Origin of the sequence: Rhodococcus sp. PBTS 1, assembly GCF_001620025.1 — a bacterium.
GTDB lineage: Bacteria > Actinomycetota > Actinomycetes > Mycobacteriales > Mycobacteriaceae > Rhodococcoides > Rhodococcoides kroppenstedtii.
Genome location: NZ_CP015219.1, coordinates 3,450,761 through 3,466,775 on the forward strand (window position 1 = coordinate 3,450,761; position 16,015 = coordinate 3,466,775).

Genomic DNA, 16,015 nt, shown 5'->3' on the forward strand with positions numbered 1-16,015 from the left:
ATCTACTCACTCACGCCGCGAGCGCCGGGGCGGGCACGTCCGGTACCTCGAGGACGTGGACGGGGGCCGTGGCCGTCTCGACGAACAGGTCGGGGGCGCCGATGCCGAGCGTCCGCACCACCGGCCCGGTCAGCGGTGAGCGCACCAGACCGGACAGGGCCGCGGCGTGCGCGTTGTAGACGCGGACCGCCCCGGCGATCCGCCGCTCGAGCGCGTCGAGTTCGGATGCGGCCGAGGTGAAATCCCACCGGACGCGGCCCGATTCCCGACCCGCGCAGACCAGGTGATGCACCGCGGCGGACAGGGCGTTCTCCGCGGCGGCGCGGGCACCGAGGTCGACGCGGCGCTCGCGCACGATCGCCGACCAGGACCGCGCGCCGACCGCCTGGTTGATCGCCTCGCGGTCGAGTTCGGCGCCGACGGCGGCGCGGGCGAGCTCGGGGACCAGCAGTCGGCGGTGGTCGAGAGCCACCTCGAGCAGATGGAGCCCGGCCACCACCGTGTCCACCGTGCGACGCGCACGACGCACCACGGAGACCAGCCACGCCAGCGTCACGACCAGCGTCGCCGCCACCACCGTCAACACCACAGGAGCCACAGAAGTCACACGACGAACATAAACCGGCCGAACCCCAACCGTCGACCTGAGGTCGAGAGTCAGTGAGATGTACCCGGGACGCCTACGTCCGTCCCCGCGCGCTCCCCACGCTCGAGGCGCTCCGACGTGCGAGCGACCGCGGGATCAGCCGCGACGCCGTCGTGAGTGCCTTGTACTGCAGCCCGGGCACGCTGAGCACCCGCCCCTTGTCGAGGTCGGCAAGCGAGGCGTCGACGACCTGGTCCACCGACAGGTACATGAACGAGGGGATCGACGACATCTCGATGCCCGCCCGCTGGTGGAACTCCGTCCGGACGAAGCCGGGGCACAGCGCCTGAATGCGCACACCGGTTCCCGCGAGGCCCCCGGACAGCCCCTCGGTGAGAGAGACGACGTACGCCTTGGAGGCCGAGTAGGTCGAGCCGCGCCCCGAGAGCAGGCCGGCCACGCTGGCCACGTTGACGATGGTTCCCGACGCCGCCTTCACCATCGACGGCAGCGCGGCGCGGGTCAGCTGCACGACGGCGGTGACGTTGACGTCGAGCTGCGACTGCAACAGTGCGGGGTCGGCGCTCCAGAACTCGCCCGACGTCCCGAAGCCCGCATTGTTGACGAGGAAGTCCACCCCGGCGGCGGCGCGCTCGACGGTCGCGTCCCGGCCGTCGGCGGTGGCGAGGTCGGCCACCAGCACCTCGGAGTCGGCGCCGTGCCGGTCCTTCAACTCCGCGGCGAGGGCCTGCAACCGGTCCTCGTCGCGGGCGACGAGCACCAGATCGTGGCCCCGAGAGGCGAGGCGGCGGGCGAACCCGTCACCGATGCCCGACGTGGGGCCGGTGACGAGCGCGACGGGCTTTCCGGACCGAGAGGGACGCGTCATGAGCTCGACCCTAATCGGTGAGGTTGCTCACTCGTCGGCCGCGGAACGGCTTTCGGAGATCGCACGACGGGGTGGGAGGACGTGGAGGAGTCCCGACAACCGGGTGACGGTGTCGATCGCCGCGTCCCAGTCGCGTCCGGAGCTCTGCAGCGGGAGGGTCCCGAGAGTCCATTCGCCCTCGCTCCAGAGCAGCTGCACCGCGCTCGGGACCGACTCGGTGAACGCCGCCATCCGGCGGTCGCACACCCGACGCGCGACGTCCAGATCCGTCGCGAAGACGATGCGGGGGCCGAGCGCGCCGAGCAACGCGAGATCGGCGTCCTTGGGCGGCGGATCGGTGCGCGAGCGCAGATCGAGGTCGACGTCGGAGCCCACCTCGCGGCGCACCGCGACCACCGTGACCGTGTCCTCGAGGTCGAACAACAGGAACTTCTCGCCCCGGCGCACGCCCTCGACGACGTCGACGGCGGTGAGGAATTCCTGGTTCGCGAGGGCCGCGCGGGAGAACTGCCCGGGCAGCGCGCGATCGGACGGGGTGTAGCGATAACCCTGCGCCTTGGCCCACATCTGACGCACCCGGCCGAGCTGCCCGCGGCGGGCGTGGTCGATGTACAGCAGCGCGATCGCACCCGCGAGCGCGATCAGAGCGAGGCCGAACCACACAGCTGTCATCGCCCGCAGTCTAACGCCCGGGCGACACTCCCCCATCCCGCCGGGCGGCGCTGGCGCGAGCCTTCTCTACCCGTCGGTATACCCGCCGGTAACGCATTCTTCGAGGTCAGTGACCGATCATGACCTCCCGGCGGCGTCGTTGGTTGTACTCGCCAGTACGGTTCGAGGCCGTCACACTGGTCCGCGAGAGTCGACGAGGACACACGACAGCGAGCGTCGGCCAGACCACACCGAGACCCATTCCCTGACACCCGGCGGAGCGCATGTTCACACGTATTGCAGTTGTCAACCGAGGCGAGGCCGCAGTGCGCCTCATCCGAGCCGTACGCGAACTCAACGCCGACGCCCCGGAGCACCCCCTCACGGTGATCGCGCTGCACACCGACGCCGAGCGTCGGGCGATGTTCGTGCGCCAGGCCGACGAGGCCGTGACCCTCCGCAAGTCCGGCCCCGGCAACCCCTACCTCGACCACGCCGAGCTCGAGCGCGCCCTGATCGAGGCGCGCGCCGACGCCGTGTGGGTCGGCTGGGGCTTCGTCGCCGAGGACCCCGCCTTCCGCGAGGTGTGCGACCGACTCGGCATCACGTTCATCGGCCCGACCGCCGAAGCGATGCGCCTGCTCGGCGACAAGGTCGAAGCCAAGATCCTCGCCGAGAAGGTGGGCGTCCCCGTCGCCCCGTGGAGTGGTGGTCCCGTCGAGACGCGTGCCGACGCGCGTCGTCACGCGGCGGCCATCGGCTACCCGCTGATCATCAAGGCGCGCAGCGGTGGTGGCGGTCGCGGCATCCGCAAGGTCTACGCCGAGGACGAGCTCGAGCTCGCGCTCGAGCGCACCCAGGGCGAGGCCGAGCGGTCCTTCGGCGACCCGGTGGTCTTCCTCGAGCGGCTGGTCACCGAGGCCCGCCACGTCGAGGTGCAGGTGATCGCCGACCAGCACGGCAACGTGTGGGCGCCGGGTGTGCGCGACTGCTCGATCCAGCGTCGCAACCAGAAGGTCATCGAGGAATCCAGCTCGGCCGTCCTCACCGCCGAGCAGGCCGACCATCTCCGCGCGGTCTCCGCCGACCTGGTCCGCGCGGCGGGCTACCACGGCGCCGGCACCGTCGAGTACCTCTACCAGCCGGACCAGAAGATCTTCACGTTCCTCGAGGTCAACACGCGCCTGCAGGTCGAGCACCCCATCACCGAGGTCACGACGGGCATCGATTTGGTGAAGCTGCAGATCCGCACCGCCCGCGGCGAGAAGCTCGAGGGCGACTGCCCCGGCGAGTTCGGCCACGCGGTCGAGGCCCGCCTCAACGCCGAGGACGCCGACAACGGCTTCGCCCCGGCCCCGGGCAGCGTGCAGCTGCTCAAGTTCCCCCTCGGCTCGGGTCTGCGCGTCGACACCGGTATCGCCCAGAACGACGTCATCCCACCGGATTACGACTCCATGGTCGCCAAGGTCATCGCCTGGGGACGTGATCGCAGCGAGGCGCTCGCCCGCCTGCGGACCGCCCTGCGCGAGACCACCGTCGTCATCGACGGCGGCACCACCACCAAGTCGTTCCTCCTCGATCTGCTCGACCGCGAGGAACTGATCGACGCGACCGCCGACACCGGCTGGCTCGATCGCACCGGCGCCGGGACGGCCGACGGACCGACCCGTGTCGCCGACATCGCGCTCGTCGCGGCGGCCGTCGACGCGTACGACGCCGACGAGGCCCGCGAGCGCGCCAAGTTCCTGCTCTCCGCCCGCGGCGGACGCCCCCGCGCGAGCCACGACATCGGCCGCACGGTCGAGTTGAACTATCAGGGCCAGGGTTACCGCATCACGGTCGGCCAGATCGGTCCGCACCGTTACCTCGCCGTGGTCGACGGCCAGGAACTCACCATCGACCTCGAGCGGCTCGGCGAGTTCGAACGTCGCGCCGAGGTCGACGGCACGCGGTACTCGCTGGTGACGGTGCCCGGCCCGGCCGGCTACCTCGTCGAGGTCGACGGTGTCAGCCACCAGATCACGCAGGACGAGGCCGGCCTGGTCCGCGCTCCCGCACCCGCCGTGGTCGTCGCCGTGCCGGTCGCCGTGGGCGACGAGGTCGAGGCGGGCGCCACGCTGGTGGTGCTCGAGGCCATGAAGATGGAGACCGCCGTCCGCGCCACGACGGCCGGTCGGGTCACCGAGGTGCTGGCCACGGTCAACGCGCAGGTGGACAACGGTGCGGCACTGCTGCGGGTCGAGCCCGTCGGCGAGCAGGCCGCGGCGTCCACGACTGCGCGGGTGGAGTTCCGCACCCCGTGCAGCGACGTCGACCGCGACGACCGCGCCGCGGCGCTGGCCCTCCTCGACGAGGTGCGCGCGCTGATCGGCGGCTTCGACGTCTCCGCGGCGCGGGCCCACGCCGTGCTCGGCGAGTACGACGCGCTGCGCGGCGCCCTGCCGCGACGCGACGCCGATCTGGTGCGATCCGAGCTCGACCTGCTGACCACGTTCGCCGACGTGTGCGAGCTGACGCGCAACCGGCCGACGATGGACGAGGAAGGCACCGACGAGCGCGTGCACAGCCCGCGCGAGCACTTCCACGCCTTCCTCGGCTCGCTCGACCCCGACGTGCACGCGCTGCCGGACTCGTTCCGCGACAAGCTGACTCGCGCGCTGCGCCACTACGACAAGACCGATCTCGAGCGCGGCCGCGATCTCGAGGAAGCCGTCTACCGGCTCTTCCTCGCCCAGCAGCGCATCGAGAATCAGGTCCCCGTCATCGCCGCCCTGCTCGACCGCTGGATCGCCGACCCGTCGGTGGCACCGGACGCCACCCGTGACGTGGCCGAGGTGCTGGACCGGCTGGTCGTCGCCACGCAGGTGCGCTACCCGGTGATCGGCGACGTCGCCCGGAACCTGCGCTTCCAGCTGTTCGACGAGCCGCAGATCCGCAAGGCCCGCGAGCAGGTGTACGACGGCGTGCGGGGCTCGCTGCAGTACCTCGCCGAGCGTCCCGACGCGGACGATCACCAGGAGCGCATCGACGCCCTGGTGGCCACCGAGGAGCCCCTGGTCGAACTGCTGTCCCAGCGGGTCTCGGATCCGGGCGCGCTGCTCGAGGTCATCACGCGGCAGTACTACGAGATCCGCGACTTCGAGGACGTCAAGGCGTTCGATCGCGAAGGGCGGCACTACGTCTCGGGCACGTTCACGCTCGTCGGCGGCAAGGTCTCCCTCCTCGCCACGATGACCGATCGCGCCGGCCTCGCCGACACGCTCGACGCCGTCGCCACGACGGCCGGGCCGGAGCCGCAGAACCTCGCCGTCGACCTGTACCTCTCGTGGGCCGACGCGCCGGAGGACGGCGACGCCCTGGCCGCCGATCTGCAGACCGCCCTCGCCGCGCACACCGCGGTCACCGGGTGGCGCCGGGTCACCGTCACCGTCTTCGGTCGCGGCACCGGCATCACGCACCAGGTCACCTTCCGCCCGACGGCGGACCGCTCGGCGCTCGCCGAGGACTCGTCGCTGCGCGACCTGCACCCGCTCACCGGGCAGCGTCTGGATCTGTGGCGCCTGAAGAACTTCGACGGCGTCCGCATCCCGTCGACGCCGGGCACGTTCCTGTTCGACGTCGTCGCGAAGGACAACCCGAAGGACGAGCGCCTCATCGCGCTCGCCGAGATCCGCGACGCCACGGTGCAATTCGACGCCGCGGGCAACGTGGTGTCGGTCCCGGCGATCGAGCGCACGCTGTCCGCGTGCCTCGACGGCATCCGTCGGGCGCAGTCGCGTCGCGGCAACCGCCGTCTGGACCACAACCGCGTGGTGCTCTACGTCTGGCCGGTGCTGGACCTGCCGCTCGAGAAGTTGCGCACCGTCGCACGGCATCTCGCGCCGCTGACGGTCGCGGCCGGCCTCGAGGAGATCACGATGATGGCGCGGGTGTCGGTGCGTCCCGGCGCCGAGCCCACCCGCCAGGCCCTGCGGTTCTCCTACCGCCCCGGCACGGGCGTGGTCACCCGGATCACCGAGCCGCCCACCGAGCCGATGCGCCCGCTGGACACCTACACCCAGAACGTGCAGCGGTCCCAGGCCCGCGGCACCGTCTACCCGTACGAGTTGATTCCCGTGCTCACCAAGCGCGACGGATCGTTCACCGAGTACGACCTGGACGAGACCGGTGCCCTGCAGCCCATCGCCCGGCCGTACGGCCAGAACACGGCCGGCATCATCGCGGGCCTGATCTCGACGCCGACGGCGCTGTACCCCGAGGGCATGACCCGCGTCGCGCTGTTCGGCGACCCGACCAAGGCGCTCGGCACCGTCGCGGAAGCCGAGTGCGCCCGCGTCGTCGCCGCCATCGACCTCGCCGAGGAGATGGACGTCCCCGTCGAATGGTTCGCGCTGTCCTCCGGCGCCACCATCTCCATGGACTCGGGCACCGAGAACATGGACTGGGTCTCGCGCGCCCTGCGCCGCATCATCACGTTCACCCAGGCCGGCCACGAGATCAACGTGGTGGTCGCGGGCATCAACGTCGGCGCGCAGCCGTACTGGAACGCCGAAGCCACGATGCTCATGCACACCAAGGGCATCCTGGTGATGACGCCCGAGAGCGCGATGGTGCTGACCGGCAAGCAGTCGCTCGACTACTCCGGTGGCGTCTCCGCCGAGGACAACTTCGGTATCGGTGGGTACGACCGCGTCATGGGCCCGAACGGGCAGGCGCAGTACTGGGCCCCGAACCTCGGTGCCGCCTGCGACGTGCTCTTCGCCCACTACGAGCACGCGTACCGCGCACCGGGAGAACGCTTCCCGCGTCGTGCCGCCACCACCGACCCCGTCGACCGCGACGTGCGGACGTACCCGCACGTGCACCCGTCGAGCGACTTCGAGACCGTCGGCGACATCTTCTCCGCCGAGCGGAACCCGGAGCGCAAGAAGCCCTTCGACATTCGCACAGTCATGCGCTCGGTGGTCGACCAGGACCACGCGGTGCTCGAGCGGTGGGCCGACATGGCCGACGCGGACACCTCCGTCGTCTTCGACGCCCACCTCGCCGGCTACCCGGTGACGGTCGTCGGCATCGAGTCCCGCGCCATCGCCCGTAAGGGATGGTTCCCGACGGACGGACCGGACCAGTGGACGTCGGGAACGCTCTTCCCGCGCTCGTCGAAGAAGACCGCGCGAGCGATCAACGCGGCCAGCGGAAACCGTCCGCTGGTGGTGTTGGCCAACCTCTCCGGCTTCGACGGCTCACCGGAGTCCCTGCGCAACCTGCAGCTCGAGTACGGCGCCGAGATCGGCCGCGCCATCGTCAATTTCGACGGCCCGATCGTCTTCTGCGTGGTCTCGCGCTACCACGGCGGCGCGTTCGTGGTGTTCTCCGGAGCGCTGAACGAGAACATGGAGGTGCTCGCGGTCGAGGGCTCCTTCGCCTCGGTGCTCGGCGGTGCCCCCGCCGCGGCCGTGGTCTTCACCCGCGACGTCAACAAGCGCACCGCCGGCGACCCGTCGGTGCGTGACCTCGAGGCGCGGATGAACGACGCCGAGGACGACGCGGAGCGCGCACGACTGCAGGTCGAGCTGTCGGCGACCCGCACCGCCGTGCGGTCGCAGAAGCTGGGTGAGGTGGCCGCGGAGTTCGAGGCGGTGCACAACATCGAGCGTGCCCGCGAGGTCGGGTCGGTCCACCACATCGTGGCCGCCGCCGAACTCCGTCCGCAGATCGTCGCCGCGATCGAACGGGGTATGGCCCGGAGCTGACGCTCTCCCCTCCCCGGCCCCCGCCGGGCCCCGCCCCGGTGCGGGACGGGGCAGGGCGGGTCGGGGCAGGGCGGGTCGGATCAGGGCAAGTCAGAACCCGCCGCTGACGATGACCTCCGCGGTGATGGTGCCGTTCTCGAGCGGCGACCCTTGCACCACGACGGACGTGCCGGGCCGCAGATCACCGACGGACCCGGCGCCGAGGGCGAGGACCCGCGTCTGCGGGGTGGTCGCGACGGTCACCGTCGACCCCCCGATCGCCTCGAGCACCAGGGTCGTGCCGTCGTTGGAGACGATGCGTCCCACTGTCGCTCCCTGCGTCCCGAGCGCCTCGCCCAGACCACCGGGCAGCTGCTCGAGGCCCGGCACCGACGGCGTCGTCTCCGGTGCCGTGGTGGGCGGAACGGTGGTCGTGGTGGACGGCGCGGAGGACCGCGGCGTGATGGCGGGTGCGGCGGTGGTCGTCGACGACTGCGAGTCGTAGAGCAGCCAGGCTCCCAGCCCGACCAGGGCGATGACCAGGGCGGCGACGACGCCGACGATCAGTCCCTTGTTCGGCCCGCGACCGCCCCCACCGGACCCGTCGAGCGGCGGCGCCTCGCCGTACCGCTCGGGCGGGTACTGGCCGGGCGGGTACTGGCCGGTCGGATACTGCCCCGTCGCGTAGGGATCCGCCGGGTACTGGTCGGGTGGATACTGCCCCGTCGCGTAGGGATCGGGCGGGTACTGCCCGGCGGGCAGGGCCTCGGTGGGTCGGTAGCCGGTCTCGCCCCAGGCTCGGCCCGTTCCCTGCGACCCGTACGCCTCTGTCGGATCGGAGGTGTGGCCGAGGTACTCGGTGGGCTGATCGCCCCGGCCCTCGCGTCCGTCGCGGCCGTCGGAAGTGCTGCTCATAGGGACGAGGGTAGGGAGCCGACGGCCCGACAACCACGTGTCCGGACGGGAATCGGGGCAAATGGGACGACTTCGAGCACCGGCGCGGCGCGAAGAGAGCCGGTGTGGTCGACTCGGATTCTCACCTCTCACCAGGAGTGCCATGTCCACGGACCGGAGCGTCGATCCGCACACCGGATCGCTCGGGACCTCGCTGAAGCCCCGCCACGTCACGATGATCTCCATCGCGGGGGTGATCGGCGCGGGACTGTTCGTCGGGTCCGCGACGGCCATCAACCTCGCGGGGCCCGCGGTCCTGCTGTCCTATCTCTTCGCCGGTGTCCTCGTCGTGCTCGTGATGCGGATGCTCGGGGAGATGGCGACGGCCAATCCCGACACCGGCTCGTTCTCCACCTACGCGCATCGCGCGTTGGGCCACTGGGCCGGCTTCTCGGTCGGCTGGCTCTACTGGTGGTTCTGGGTGCTGGTCATCCCGGTCGAGGCGACGGCCGGGGCGTTGATCCTGAACTCGTGGCTCGGCGGCGAGCAGTGGATCTGGGCCCTGGCGATCACCCTCGCGCTGACGGTGACCAACCTGCTCAGCGTCGGCAACTACGGCGAGTTCGAATTCTGGTTCGCGTTGATCAAGGTCGTGGCGATCGTCGCGTTCATCGCACTCGGCGTCCTCGCCATTCTCGGATTGCTGCCGGGCAGCAGCGTCAGCGGCGTGTCCAATCTGTGGGACAACGGCGGCTTCATGCCGTTCGGATTCGGCGCGGTGATCGCCGCGATGCTCACGACGATGTTCTCGTTCATGGGCACCGAGATCGTCACCATCGCCGCGGCCGAGTCTCCGGACCCGAAGAAGGGCATCACGCGCGCCGTCAATTCCGTCATCTGGCGCATCATGATCTTCTACCTGGGATCGATCTTCGTGATCGTGGCATTGGTGCCGTCGCAGGAACTCGACGCGCGCACCGGGTCGTACCAGTTCGTGTTGAGCGCCATGAACATTCCGCACGCGGACCGCATCATGGACGTCGTCATCCTCACCGCCGTCGCGTCGTGTCTGAACTCGGCGCTCTACACCGCGAGCCGCATGCTGTTCTCGCTGTCCGAACGCGGCGACGCCCCGGCGGCGGTCCGTCGGGTGTCCGGCCGTGGCGTTCCCTACGTCTCGGTGCTGGCGTCGACGGCATTGGGATTCGTTGCCGTCGTGGGCAATTACGTGCTGCCGGAGAAGCTCTTCGGCTACCTGCTCGCCACCACCGGGGCGGTGGCGTTGTTCGTCTACCTCACCATCGCGGCCAGCCAGCTGGTGCTGCGACGCACCCTCGACAGCGAAGGCCGTCGGCCGCCGGTCCGCATGTGGCTGTACCCGTGGCTGACGTATCTCGCGATGGGCTTCATCGTGGCGGTCCTGGTGATGATGGCGATTCTTCCCGATCAGCGAACGGCCATCCTGTTCTCCGGCATTCTGGCCGCCGCCACGGTCGCGGCCGGAGTTCTCCGGCAACGGCACGGAACCTCGTCCGCGGCCGTCGACAACAGCGGCGAAACGACGGCGGCGCGGTAGTTTCGTCGCACCACCCGCGCAGCCCGCGTCGAGGTCAGGCCACCCGAAGCGAGTCCGACGTGATCAGTCAGCGGATCAGCCCCGATCCGGTTCTGTCGTTCCTGGTGATGACACCGAAACCGGCGGAGCGGTCGCGACTGATCATCGCCCTGGTGACCGTCCTCGTCGGCGCGTCCGGTCTGACGCTGCTTCCGGCGGATGCCCTGCGACCGGGTGGGAACGTGGTGGTGATCGTCGCGGCGGCGACCACCCTTCCGGTGGCCGCGTTCTGGATCGCCGGGCGCCGGCCGCCGTGGTTCGAGACGGCCTTCGTCGCCTACGCCACGGTGGGTGTGGTCTCGGTGCTCGCGGTGTACTCCTCACCGTTCTCCGCGATCCCCTCGTGCTCGGCGCTGGTGCTGATCTCGATGTACGCGGCGGCGTTCACCTCGCCGCGCATCCTGCTGATCCAGGTGACGGTCTCGGCCGTCGTCCTGACGGCGTTCGCGGTGGGAGCCCTGACCTCGAACGTCGACCGATGGTTCGTGGTGACGCACCTGCTGTCGGTGGCTGCGCTCTTCGCCGCCCCCTTCGTGATGCGCTACTACGTGGCGTTCCTGCGACGTCAGGTGGACGAGTCGCAGCGCGATCCGGTGACCGGCCTGCTCACCCGGCGCGGGCTCTACAACCGGGTCACCGCCCTCGCCCGCGCGGTCCCGCCGGGACGGGCGCTCGGCGTCGTGACGGCGGAGGTCGTCGCCTTGTCCGACCTCGAGGAACGCTACGGACACGCCGTCGTCGACGATGTCGTGGTGGAGATGGCCGAGCGGCTCACGGCGTCGTCACCCGACGACGCCCTGGTCTCGCGTCTCGACGCCGACCACCTTCTCTCGGTCTTCCCGGTGACCGAGAATCGCGCCGAGTCCGCCGTGCAGCACGTCGCGGCGACGGTGACGACGACTCCGCTGCGCAGCGCACCCGCCGGCGTCCGTGTCGGGTCGGTCGTCGAACCCTTCACCGCCGCCGAGGATCCCGGCACACTTCTGCATCGCGCACTGTCGCGGGCGCAGGCCGCGATGCATCGAACCGCGCCGTCCCGGTCCGACGGCGACGTCCACCGCGCCGTGTCGACGTTGGTGGCCGACGGCGGGCCGCGCATCGTCTTCCAACCCGTGTGCGCCACAGCCGATCTCGCGATCGTCGGCTACGAAGCGTTGTCGCGCTTCCCCGCCGGCAGCGGATCCCCGGTCACGTGGTTCGCCGACGCCGAGACGGTCGGTCTGCGGGTGCAGCTGGAGATGGCCGCGATCACCAACGCCCTCCGCGACTCGACCGCGTTGCCGGCCGATGCCTTCCTGTCGGTCAACGCCTCGTCGGCCACGCTCGTCTCCAGCGAGCTGGCGGCGGCGATGACCGCCCACCTTCCCGTACGGCGGCTGATCCTCGAGATCACCGAGCACGACCGGATCGACGACTACGCGTCCGTGCGGGCCGCGATCGCGGCTCTGCGGGCGGCGGGGGTGGTGATCTCGGTGGACGACGTCGGGTCCGGGTACTCCGGACTGCGTCAGCTGGTGGAACTGGAACCCGCGGTGGTCAAGCTCGACGCCTCGATCGTGCGCGGGGTCGACCGTGACCCCATGCGACGCGCGGCGGCGGTGTCCATCACCACCTTCACGCGCGAGATCGGCGCGCGATCCGTCTTCGAGGGTGTGGAGACCGAGGCGGAGCTGGCCGTCGCCGCCGAGGTCGGGGCCGACATGGTGCAGGGATACCTGCTGGGTCGACCCGCACCGCCACCCTCTTATCGATAACCATTGTCGATAAGGGTACCGTGCCCCGCATGTCTGCACCCCTCCCCGTCACGGTCCTCTCCGGCTTCCTCGGCGCCGGCAAGACCACCGTGCTCCAGCACGTCCTCACCAACCGCGTCGGACTGCGCGTCGCCGTGATCGTCAACGACATGAGCGAGATCAACATCGACGCGCGCCTGGTCGACGGCAGCGCCGCCGAGAAGGCCACGACGTTGCTGCGGACCGAGGAGAAGCTCGTCGAACTCACCAACGGCTGCATCTGCTGCACACTCCGCGAGGATCTGGTCGAATCCGTCGCCGCCCTCGCGGCCGCGGGCACCGTGGACTACCTCCTGATCGAATCGACCGGTATCTCCGAGCCGATGCCCGTCGCCGCGTCGTTCGAGTGGGAGTTCGCCCCGGACGACGACAGCCCCCTCGCCCGGGGCCTCGACGGCACGAGGCTCGGCGACGTCGCCCGACTGGACACGATGGTCACCGTCGTCGACGCCGTCACCTTCCTCGCCGAGATCTCCCGCGGTGACACCCTCGACAGCCGCGGCGCCGGCGTCGTCCCCGGTGACGATCGGTCCATCGCCGATCTTCTCGTCGACCAGGTCGAATTCGCCGACGTCGTCCTGCTCACCAAGACCGACCTGGTCTCGGACACCCTCGCCGGGGCCACCGAAGCCGCCGTCCGCCGGCTCAACCCGCGAGCCGACATCGTCCGCGTGGTCGACGGCGCCGTCGACCCGGCCCGCGTGATCGACACCGGCCTCTACGACCCGGTGGCGGCTCTGTCCGCCCCCGGCTGGGACGACGAGGTGGCGGGAACGCACACGCCCGAGACCGAGGAATACGGCATCTCCTCGACCGTGTTCCGCGCCGACCGGCCGTTCCACCCCCAGCGCCTCGCCGACGTTCTCGCCGGGCTCACCGGCATCCTGCGCAGCAAGGGCTTCTGCTGGGTCGCCAGCCGCGCCGACCGTGCGGCCGTGTGGTCGCAGGCCGGGCCCACCATGACCATCGACGGCGCGGGACCCTGGACCGAGATCGACCTCGATCCCGGCCAGGAGATCGTCCTCATCGGCATCCGCCTGAACGCCGACGCCGTGCATCGCGCTCTGGCGTCCGCCCTGCTCACCGACGCCGAAACGGCGGCGGGCCCGGACACCTGGCGACGGTGGCCGGACCCGCTCCCACCCTGGACGGTGGAGACCCACCTGCACGCGGTGGGCTGATACTCAGGACACGACGAGCGTGTCGGCATCCGTGTCGACGTTCACGTGCACCGTGTCCCCATCGGTGATCCGCCCGGCCAACAGCGCCTTGGCCAGCTGGTCGCCGATGGACTGCTGGATCAGACGACGCAGCGGACGCGCACCGTACTGCGGGTCGTAGCCACGGACCGCCAGCCAGAAGCGCGCCGACGGCGACACGTCGAGCTCGAGCCGCCGCGCCGCCAGGCGGTGCTGCAGCTGGTCGAGCTGGATGTCGACGATGGACTGCAGCTGCTCCTCCGACAGCGGATCGAAGATGACGACGTCGTCGAGTCGGTTGACGAACTCGGGCTTGAACGCCGCCCGCACCGCCGCCATGACGTGGTCACGATCGCCGCCCGCCCCCAGGTTGGAGGTGAGGATCAGCAGGGTGTTGCGGAAGTCCACCGTGCGACCCTGACCGTCGGTGAGTCGACCCTCGTCGAGCACCGCCAGCAGGATGTCGAAGACGTCGGGATGAGCCTTCTCCACCTCGTCGAACAGCACCACGGTGTACGGCCGACGCCGCACGGCCTCGGTGAGCTGACCACCCGCGTCGTACCCGACGTAGCCGGGAGGCGCGCCGACCAGGCGAGCCACCGAGTGCTTCTCGCTGTACTCGCTCATGTCGATGCGGATCATCGCCCGCTCGTCGTCGAACAGGAAGTGCGCGAGCGACTTCGCGAGCTCGGTCTTGCCGACGCCCGTCGGGCCGAGGAAGAGGAACGATCCCGTGGGCCGGTTGGGGTCGGCGACGCCGGCCCGCGCCCGACGCACCGCGTCGGACACCGCCTGCACCGCCTCGTCCTGTCCGACGACCCGGCGACCGAGCTCCTCCTCCATCCGCAGCAACTTGGCCGTCTCGCCCTCGAGCATGCGTCCCGCGGGGATGCCGGTCCACGACGCCACGACGTCCGCGACGTCGTCGGGTCCGACTTCCTCCTTGAGCATGACGTCGCCCTGCGGGGCGCTCTCGGCGGTCTTCTCCGCGAGCTCCTTCTCGAGGGCCGGGATACGGCCGTACCGCAACTCGGCGGCCCGGCCGAGATCGCCGTCGCGCTCGGCCCGCTCGGACTCGCCGCGCAGCGTCTCGAGCTGCTCCTTGAGGTCGCGCACGGAGTCGATGGCGTTCTTCTCGTTCTGCCACCGGGTGCTGAGCTCGGCCAGCTTCTCCTTGCTGTCGGCGAGTTCCGCGCGCAGCTTCTCGAGCCGCGAGCGGGACGCGTCGTCGGTCTCCTTGGCCAGCGCCATCTCCTCGATCTCGAGCCGCCGCACGACGCGCTCGATCTCGTCGATCTCCACCGGCCGGGAGTCGATCTCCATGCGCAGCCGCGACGCGGCCTCGTCGACCAGGTCGATGGCCTTGTCCGGCAGGAAGCGCGAGGTGATGTACCGGTCGGACAGCGTGGCCGCCGCGACCAGCGCGGAGTCGGTGATGCGCACGCCGTGGTGCACCTCGTACCGCTCCTTCAGGCCACGCAGGATGCCGACGGCGTCCTCGACCGACGGCTCCCCGACCACCACCTGTTGGAATCGCCGCTCCAGGGCGGCGTCCTTCTCGATGTACTTGCGGTACTCGTCGAGCGTGGTCGCGCCGACCAGCCGCAGCTCACCGCGGGCGAGCATCGGCTTGATCATGTTGCCGGCGTCCATCGCGGACTCACCGGTGGCGCCCGCGCCGACGATGGTGTGCAGCTCGTCGATGAACGTGATCACCTGGCCGGCGGAGTTCTTGATGTCGTCGAGCACGGCCTTGAGCCGCTCCTCGAACTCGCCGCGGTACTTCGCGCCCGCGACCATCGATCCGAGGTCGAGCGACACCACGGTCTTGCCGCGCAGGCTCTCCGGGACGTCGCCGGCGACGATGCGCTGGGCGAGGCCTTCGACGATGGCCGTCTTGCCGACGCCCGGCTCACCGATGAGCACCGGGTTGTTCTTCGTGCGGCGGCTGAGCACCTGCACGACGCGGCGAATCTCGGTGTCGCGCCCGATGACCGGGTCGAGCTTGCCGCTGCGCGCAGCCTCGGTGAGGTCGGTCGAGTACTTCTCGAGCGCCTGGTACGTGCCCTCCGGATCGGGGCTGGTCACGCGGGCACTGCCGCGCACCGCGGTGAACGCGTCCCGGAGCGCCTCTTCCGTGGCTCCCTGGTTCCGCAACAGCCGGGCGACGTCGGATTCCGCGCTCGACAGTCCGACCACGAGATGCTCGGTGGAGACGTACTCGTCGTCGAGTTCGGTGGCAAGGTGCTGCGCCGCGGTGATCGCCGCGAGGGCCTCGCGGCCGAGCTGCGGCTGCGTGGTGGAGCCGGTGGCCGTGGGCAGGCGATCGACCAGCGTCTGCGCTTCCTTGCGCACGACGCCGGGATCGACCCCGACGGCCTTCAGCAACGGACCGGCGATGCCGTCCGTCTGGTCGAGCAGGGCCACGAGCAGGTGAGCCGGGCGGATGTCCGGGTTACCCGCTGCGGAGGCCGACTGCAGGGCAGCGGTGAGTGCCGCCTGGGTCTTGGTGGTGGGAGTGAACGAGTCCACCGGTCACCTTCCTTCGTGTCGTGTTCCGTCGACGGGAACAACACTACCGCACCTGAGTCCATTCCACTCAACTTTCCTGCCGTCGCTCCGCGCAGGTGGTGCATCCGCGCACGTGGTGGCCCGC

General features: G+C 70.5%; 9 protein-coding genes. 4 read left to right on the forward strand and 5 right to left on the reverse strand.

Annotated elements, in window-relative coordinates:
- Window positions 1-10: 10 nt before the first annotated feature.
- The 3 genes from A3Q40_RS15760 to A3Q40_RS15770 all read right to left on the reverse strand — a co-directional run bounded on the left by A3Q40_RS15760 (window position 11) and on the right by A3Q40_RS15770 (window position 2,147).
- On the reverse strand, window positions 11-607 hold the full coding sequence (locus A3Q40_RS15760) for a hypothetical protein (RefSeq protein ID WP_157889634.1): 597 nt from the start codon (window positions 605-607) through the stop codon (window positions 11-13).
- Between the two features lie 73 nt (window positions 608-680).
- Entirely contained in the window at window positions 681-1,475 is a 795-nt protein-coding gene (locus tag A3Q40_RS15765) for an SDR family NAD(P)-dependent oxidoreductase (protein ID WP_068103560.1), read from the reverse strand.
- A gap of 27 nt (window positions 1,476-1,502) precedes the next feature.
- Window positions 1,503-2,147, reverse strand: a complete 645-nt coding sequence (locus tag A3Q40_RS15770) for a hypothetical protein (protein WP_068103562.1) — start codon at window positions 2,145-2,147, stop codon at window positions 1,503-1,505.
- Window positions 2,148-2,410: 263 nt separating this feature from the next.
- On the opposite strand from A3Q40_RS15770, the gene A3Q40_RS15775 reads away from it, so the two are divergent.
- Complete coding sequence (locus A3Q40_RS15775) at window positions 2,411-7,879, forward strand: ATP-binding protein (protein ID WP_068103564.1); 5,469 nt, start codon at window positions 2,411-2,413, stop codon at window positions 7,877-7,879.
- 90 nt (window positions 7,880-7,969) lie between these two features.
- On the opposite strand, the gene A3Q40_RS15780 is transcribed toward A3Q40_RS15775, so the two are convergent.
- On the reverse strand, window positions 7,970-8,773 hold the full coding sequence (locus A3Q40_RS15780; RefSeq protein WP_068103573.1) for a hypothetical protein: 804 nt from the start codon (window positions 8,771-8,773) through the stop codon (window positions 7,970-7,972).
- 142 nt (window positions 8,774-8,915) lie between these two features.
- On the opposite strand from A3Q40_RS15780, the gene A3Q40_RS15785 reads away from it, so the two are divergent.
- From A3Q40_RS15785 to A3Q40_RS15795, 3 genes are read left to right on the forward strand one after another with little or no spacing between them, the layout of a single operon-like run.
- On the forward strand, window positions 8,916-10,328 hold the full coding sequence (locus tag A3Q40_RS15785) for an amino acid permease (protein ID WP_068103575.1): 1,413 nt from the start codon (window positions 8,916-8,918) through the stop codon (window positions 10,326-10,328).
- A gap of 59 nt (window positions 10,329-10,387) precedes the next feature.
- Window positions 10,388-12,121: an EAL domain-containing protein gene (locus A3Q40_RS15790; RefSeq protein WP_068103577.1), complete on the forward strand. Its 1,734-nt coding sequence runs from the start codon at window positions 10,388-10,390 to the stop codon at window positions 12,119-12,121.
- A 29-nt stretch (window positions 12,122-12,150) separates the two neighbouring features.
- Window positions 12,151-13,341, forward strand: a complete 1,191-nt coding sequence (locus A3Q40_RS15795; RefSeq protein WP_068103579.1) for a GTP-binding protein — start codon at window positions 12,151-12,153, stop codon at window positions 13,339-13,341.
- A gap of 3 nt (window positions 13,342-13,344) precedes the next feature.
- Here the strand turns inward: A3Q40_RS15795 and clpB are convergent, their stop codons facing one another.
- Window positions 13,345-15,891: an ATP-dependent chaperone ClpB gene (clpB, locus tag A3Q40_RS15800; protein WP_068103580.1), complete on the reverse strand. Its 2,547-nt coding sequence runs from the start codon at window positions 15,889-15,891 to the stop codon at window positions 13,345-13,347.
- Window positions 15,892-16,015 lie beyond the last annotated feature (124 nt).

Excerpts from the sequence above, each read along its gene's own strand:
- A3Q40_RS15780 (WP_068103573.1), bottom strand. The coding sequence starts at position 8,773 with ATGAGCAGCACTTCCGACGGCCGCGACGGACGCGAGGGCCGGGGCGAT.
- A3Q40_RS15785 (WP_068103575.1), top strand. The coding sequence starts at position 8,916 with ATGTCCACGGACCGGAGCGTCGATCCGCACACCGGATCGCTCGGGACC.
- A3Q40_RS15775 (WP_068103564.1), top strand. The coding sequence starts at position 2,411 with ATGTTCACACGTATTGCAGTTGTCAACCGAGGCGAGGCCGCAGTGCGC.
- A3Q40_RS15770 (WP_068103562.1), bottom strand. The coding sequence starts at position 2,147 with ATGACAGCTGTGTGGTTCGGCCTCGCTCTGATCGCGCTCGCGGGTGCG.
- A3Q40_RS15795 (WP_068103579.1), top strand. The coding sequence starts at position 12,151 with ATGTCTGCACCCCTCCCCGTCACGGTCCTCTCCGGCTTCCTCGGCGCC.
- A3Q40_RS15765 (WP_068103560.1), bottom strand. The coding sequence starts at position 1,475 with ATGACGCGTCCCTCTCGGTCCGGAAAGCCCGTCGCGCTCGTCACCGGC.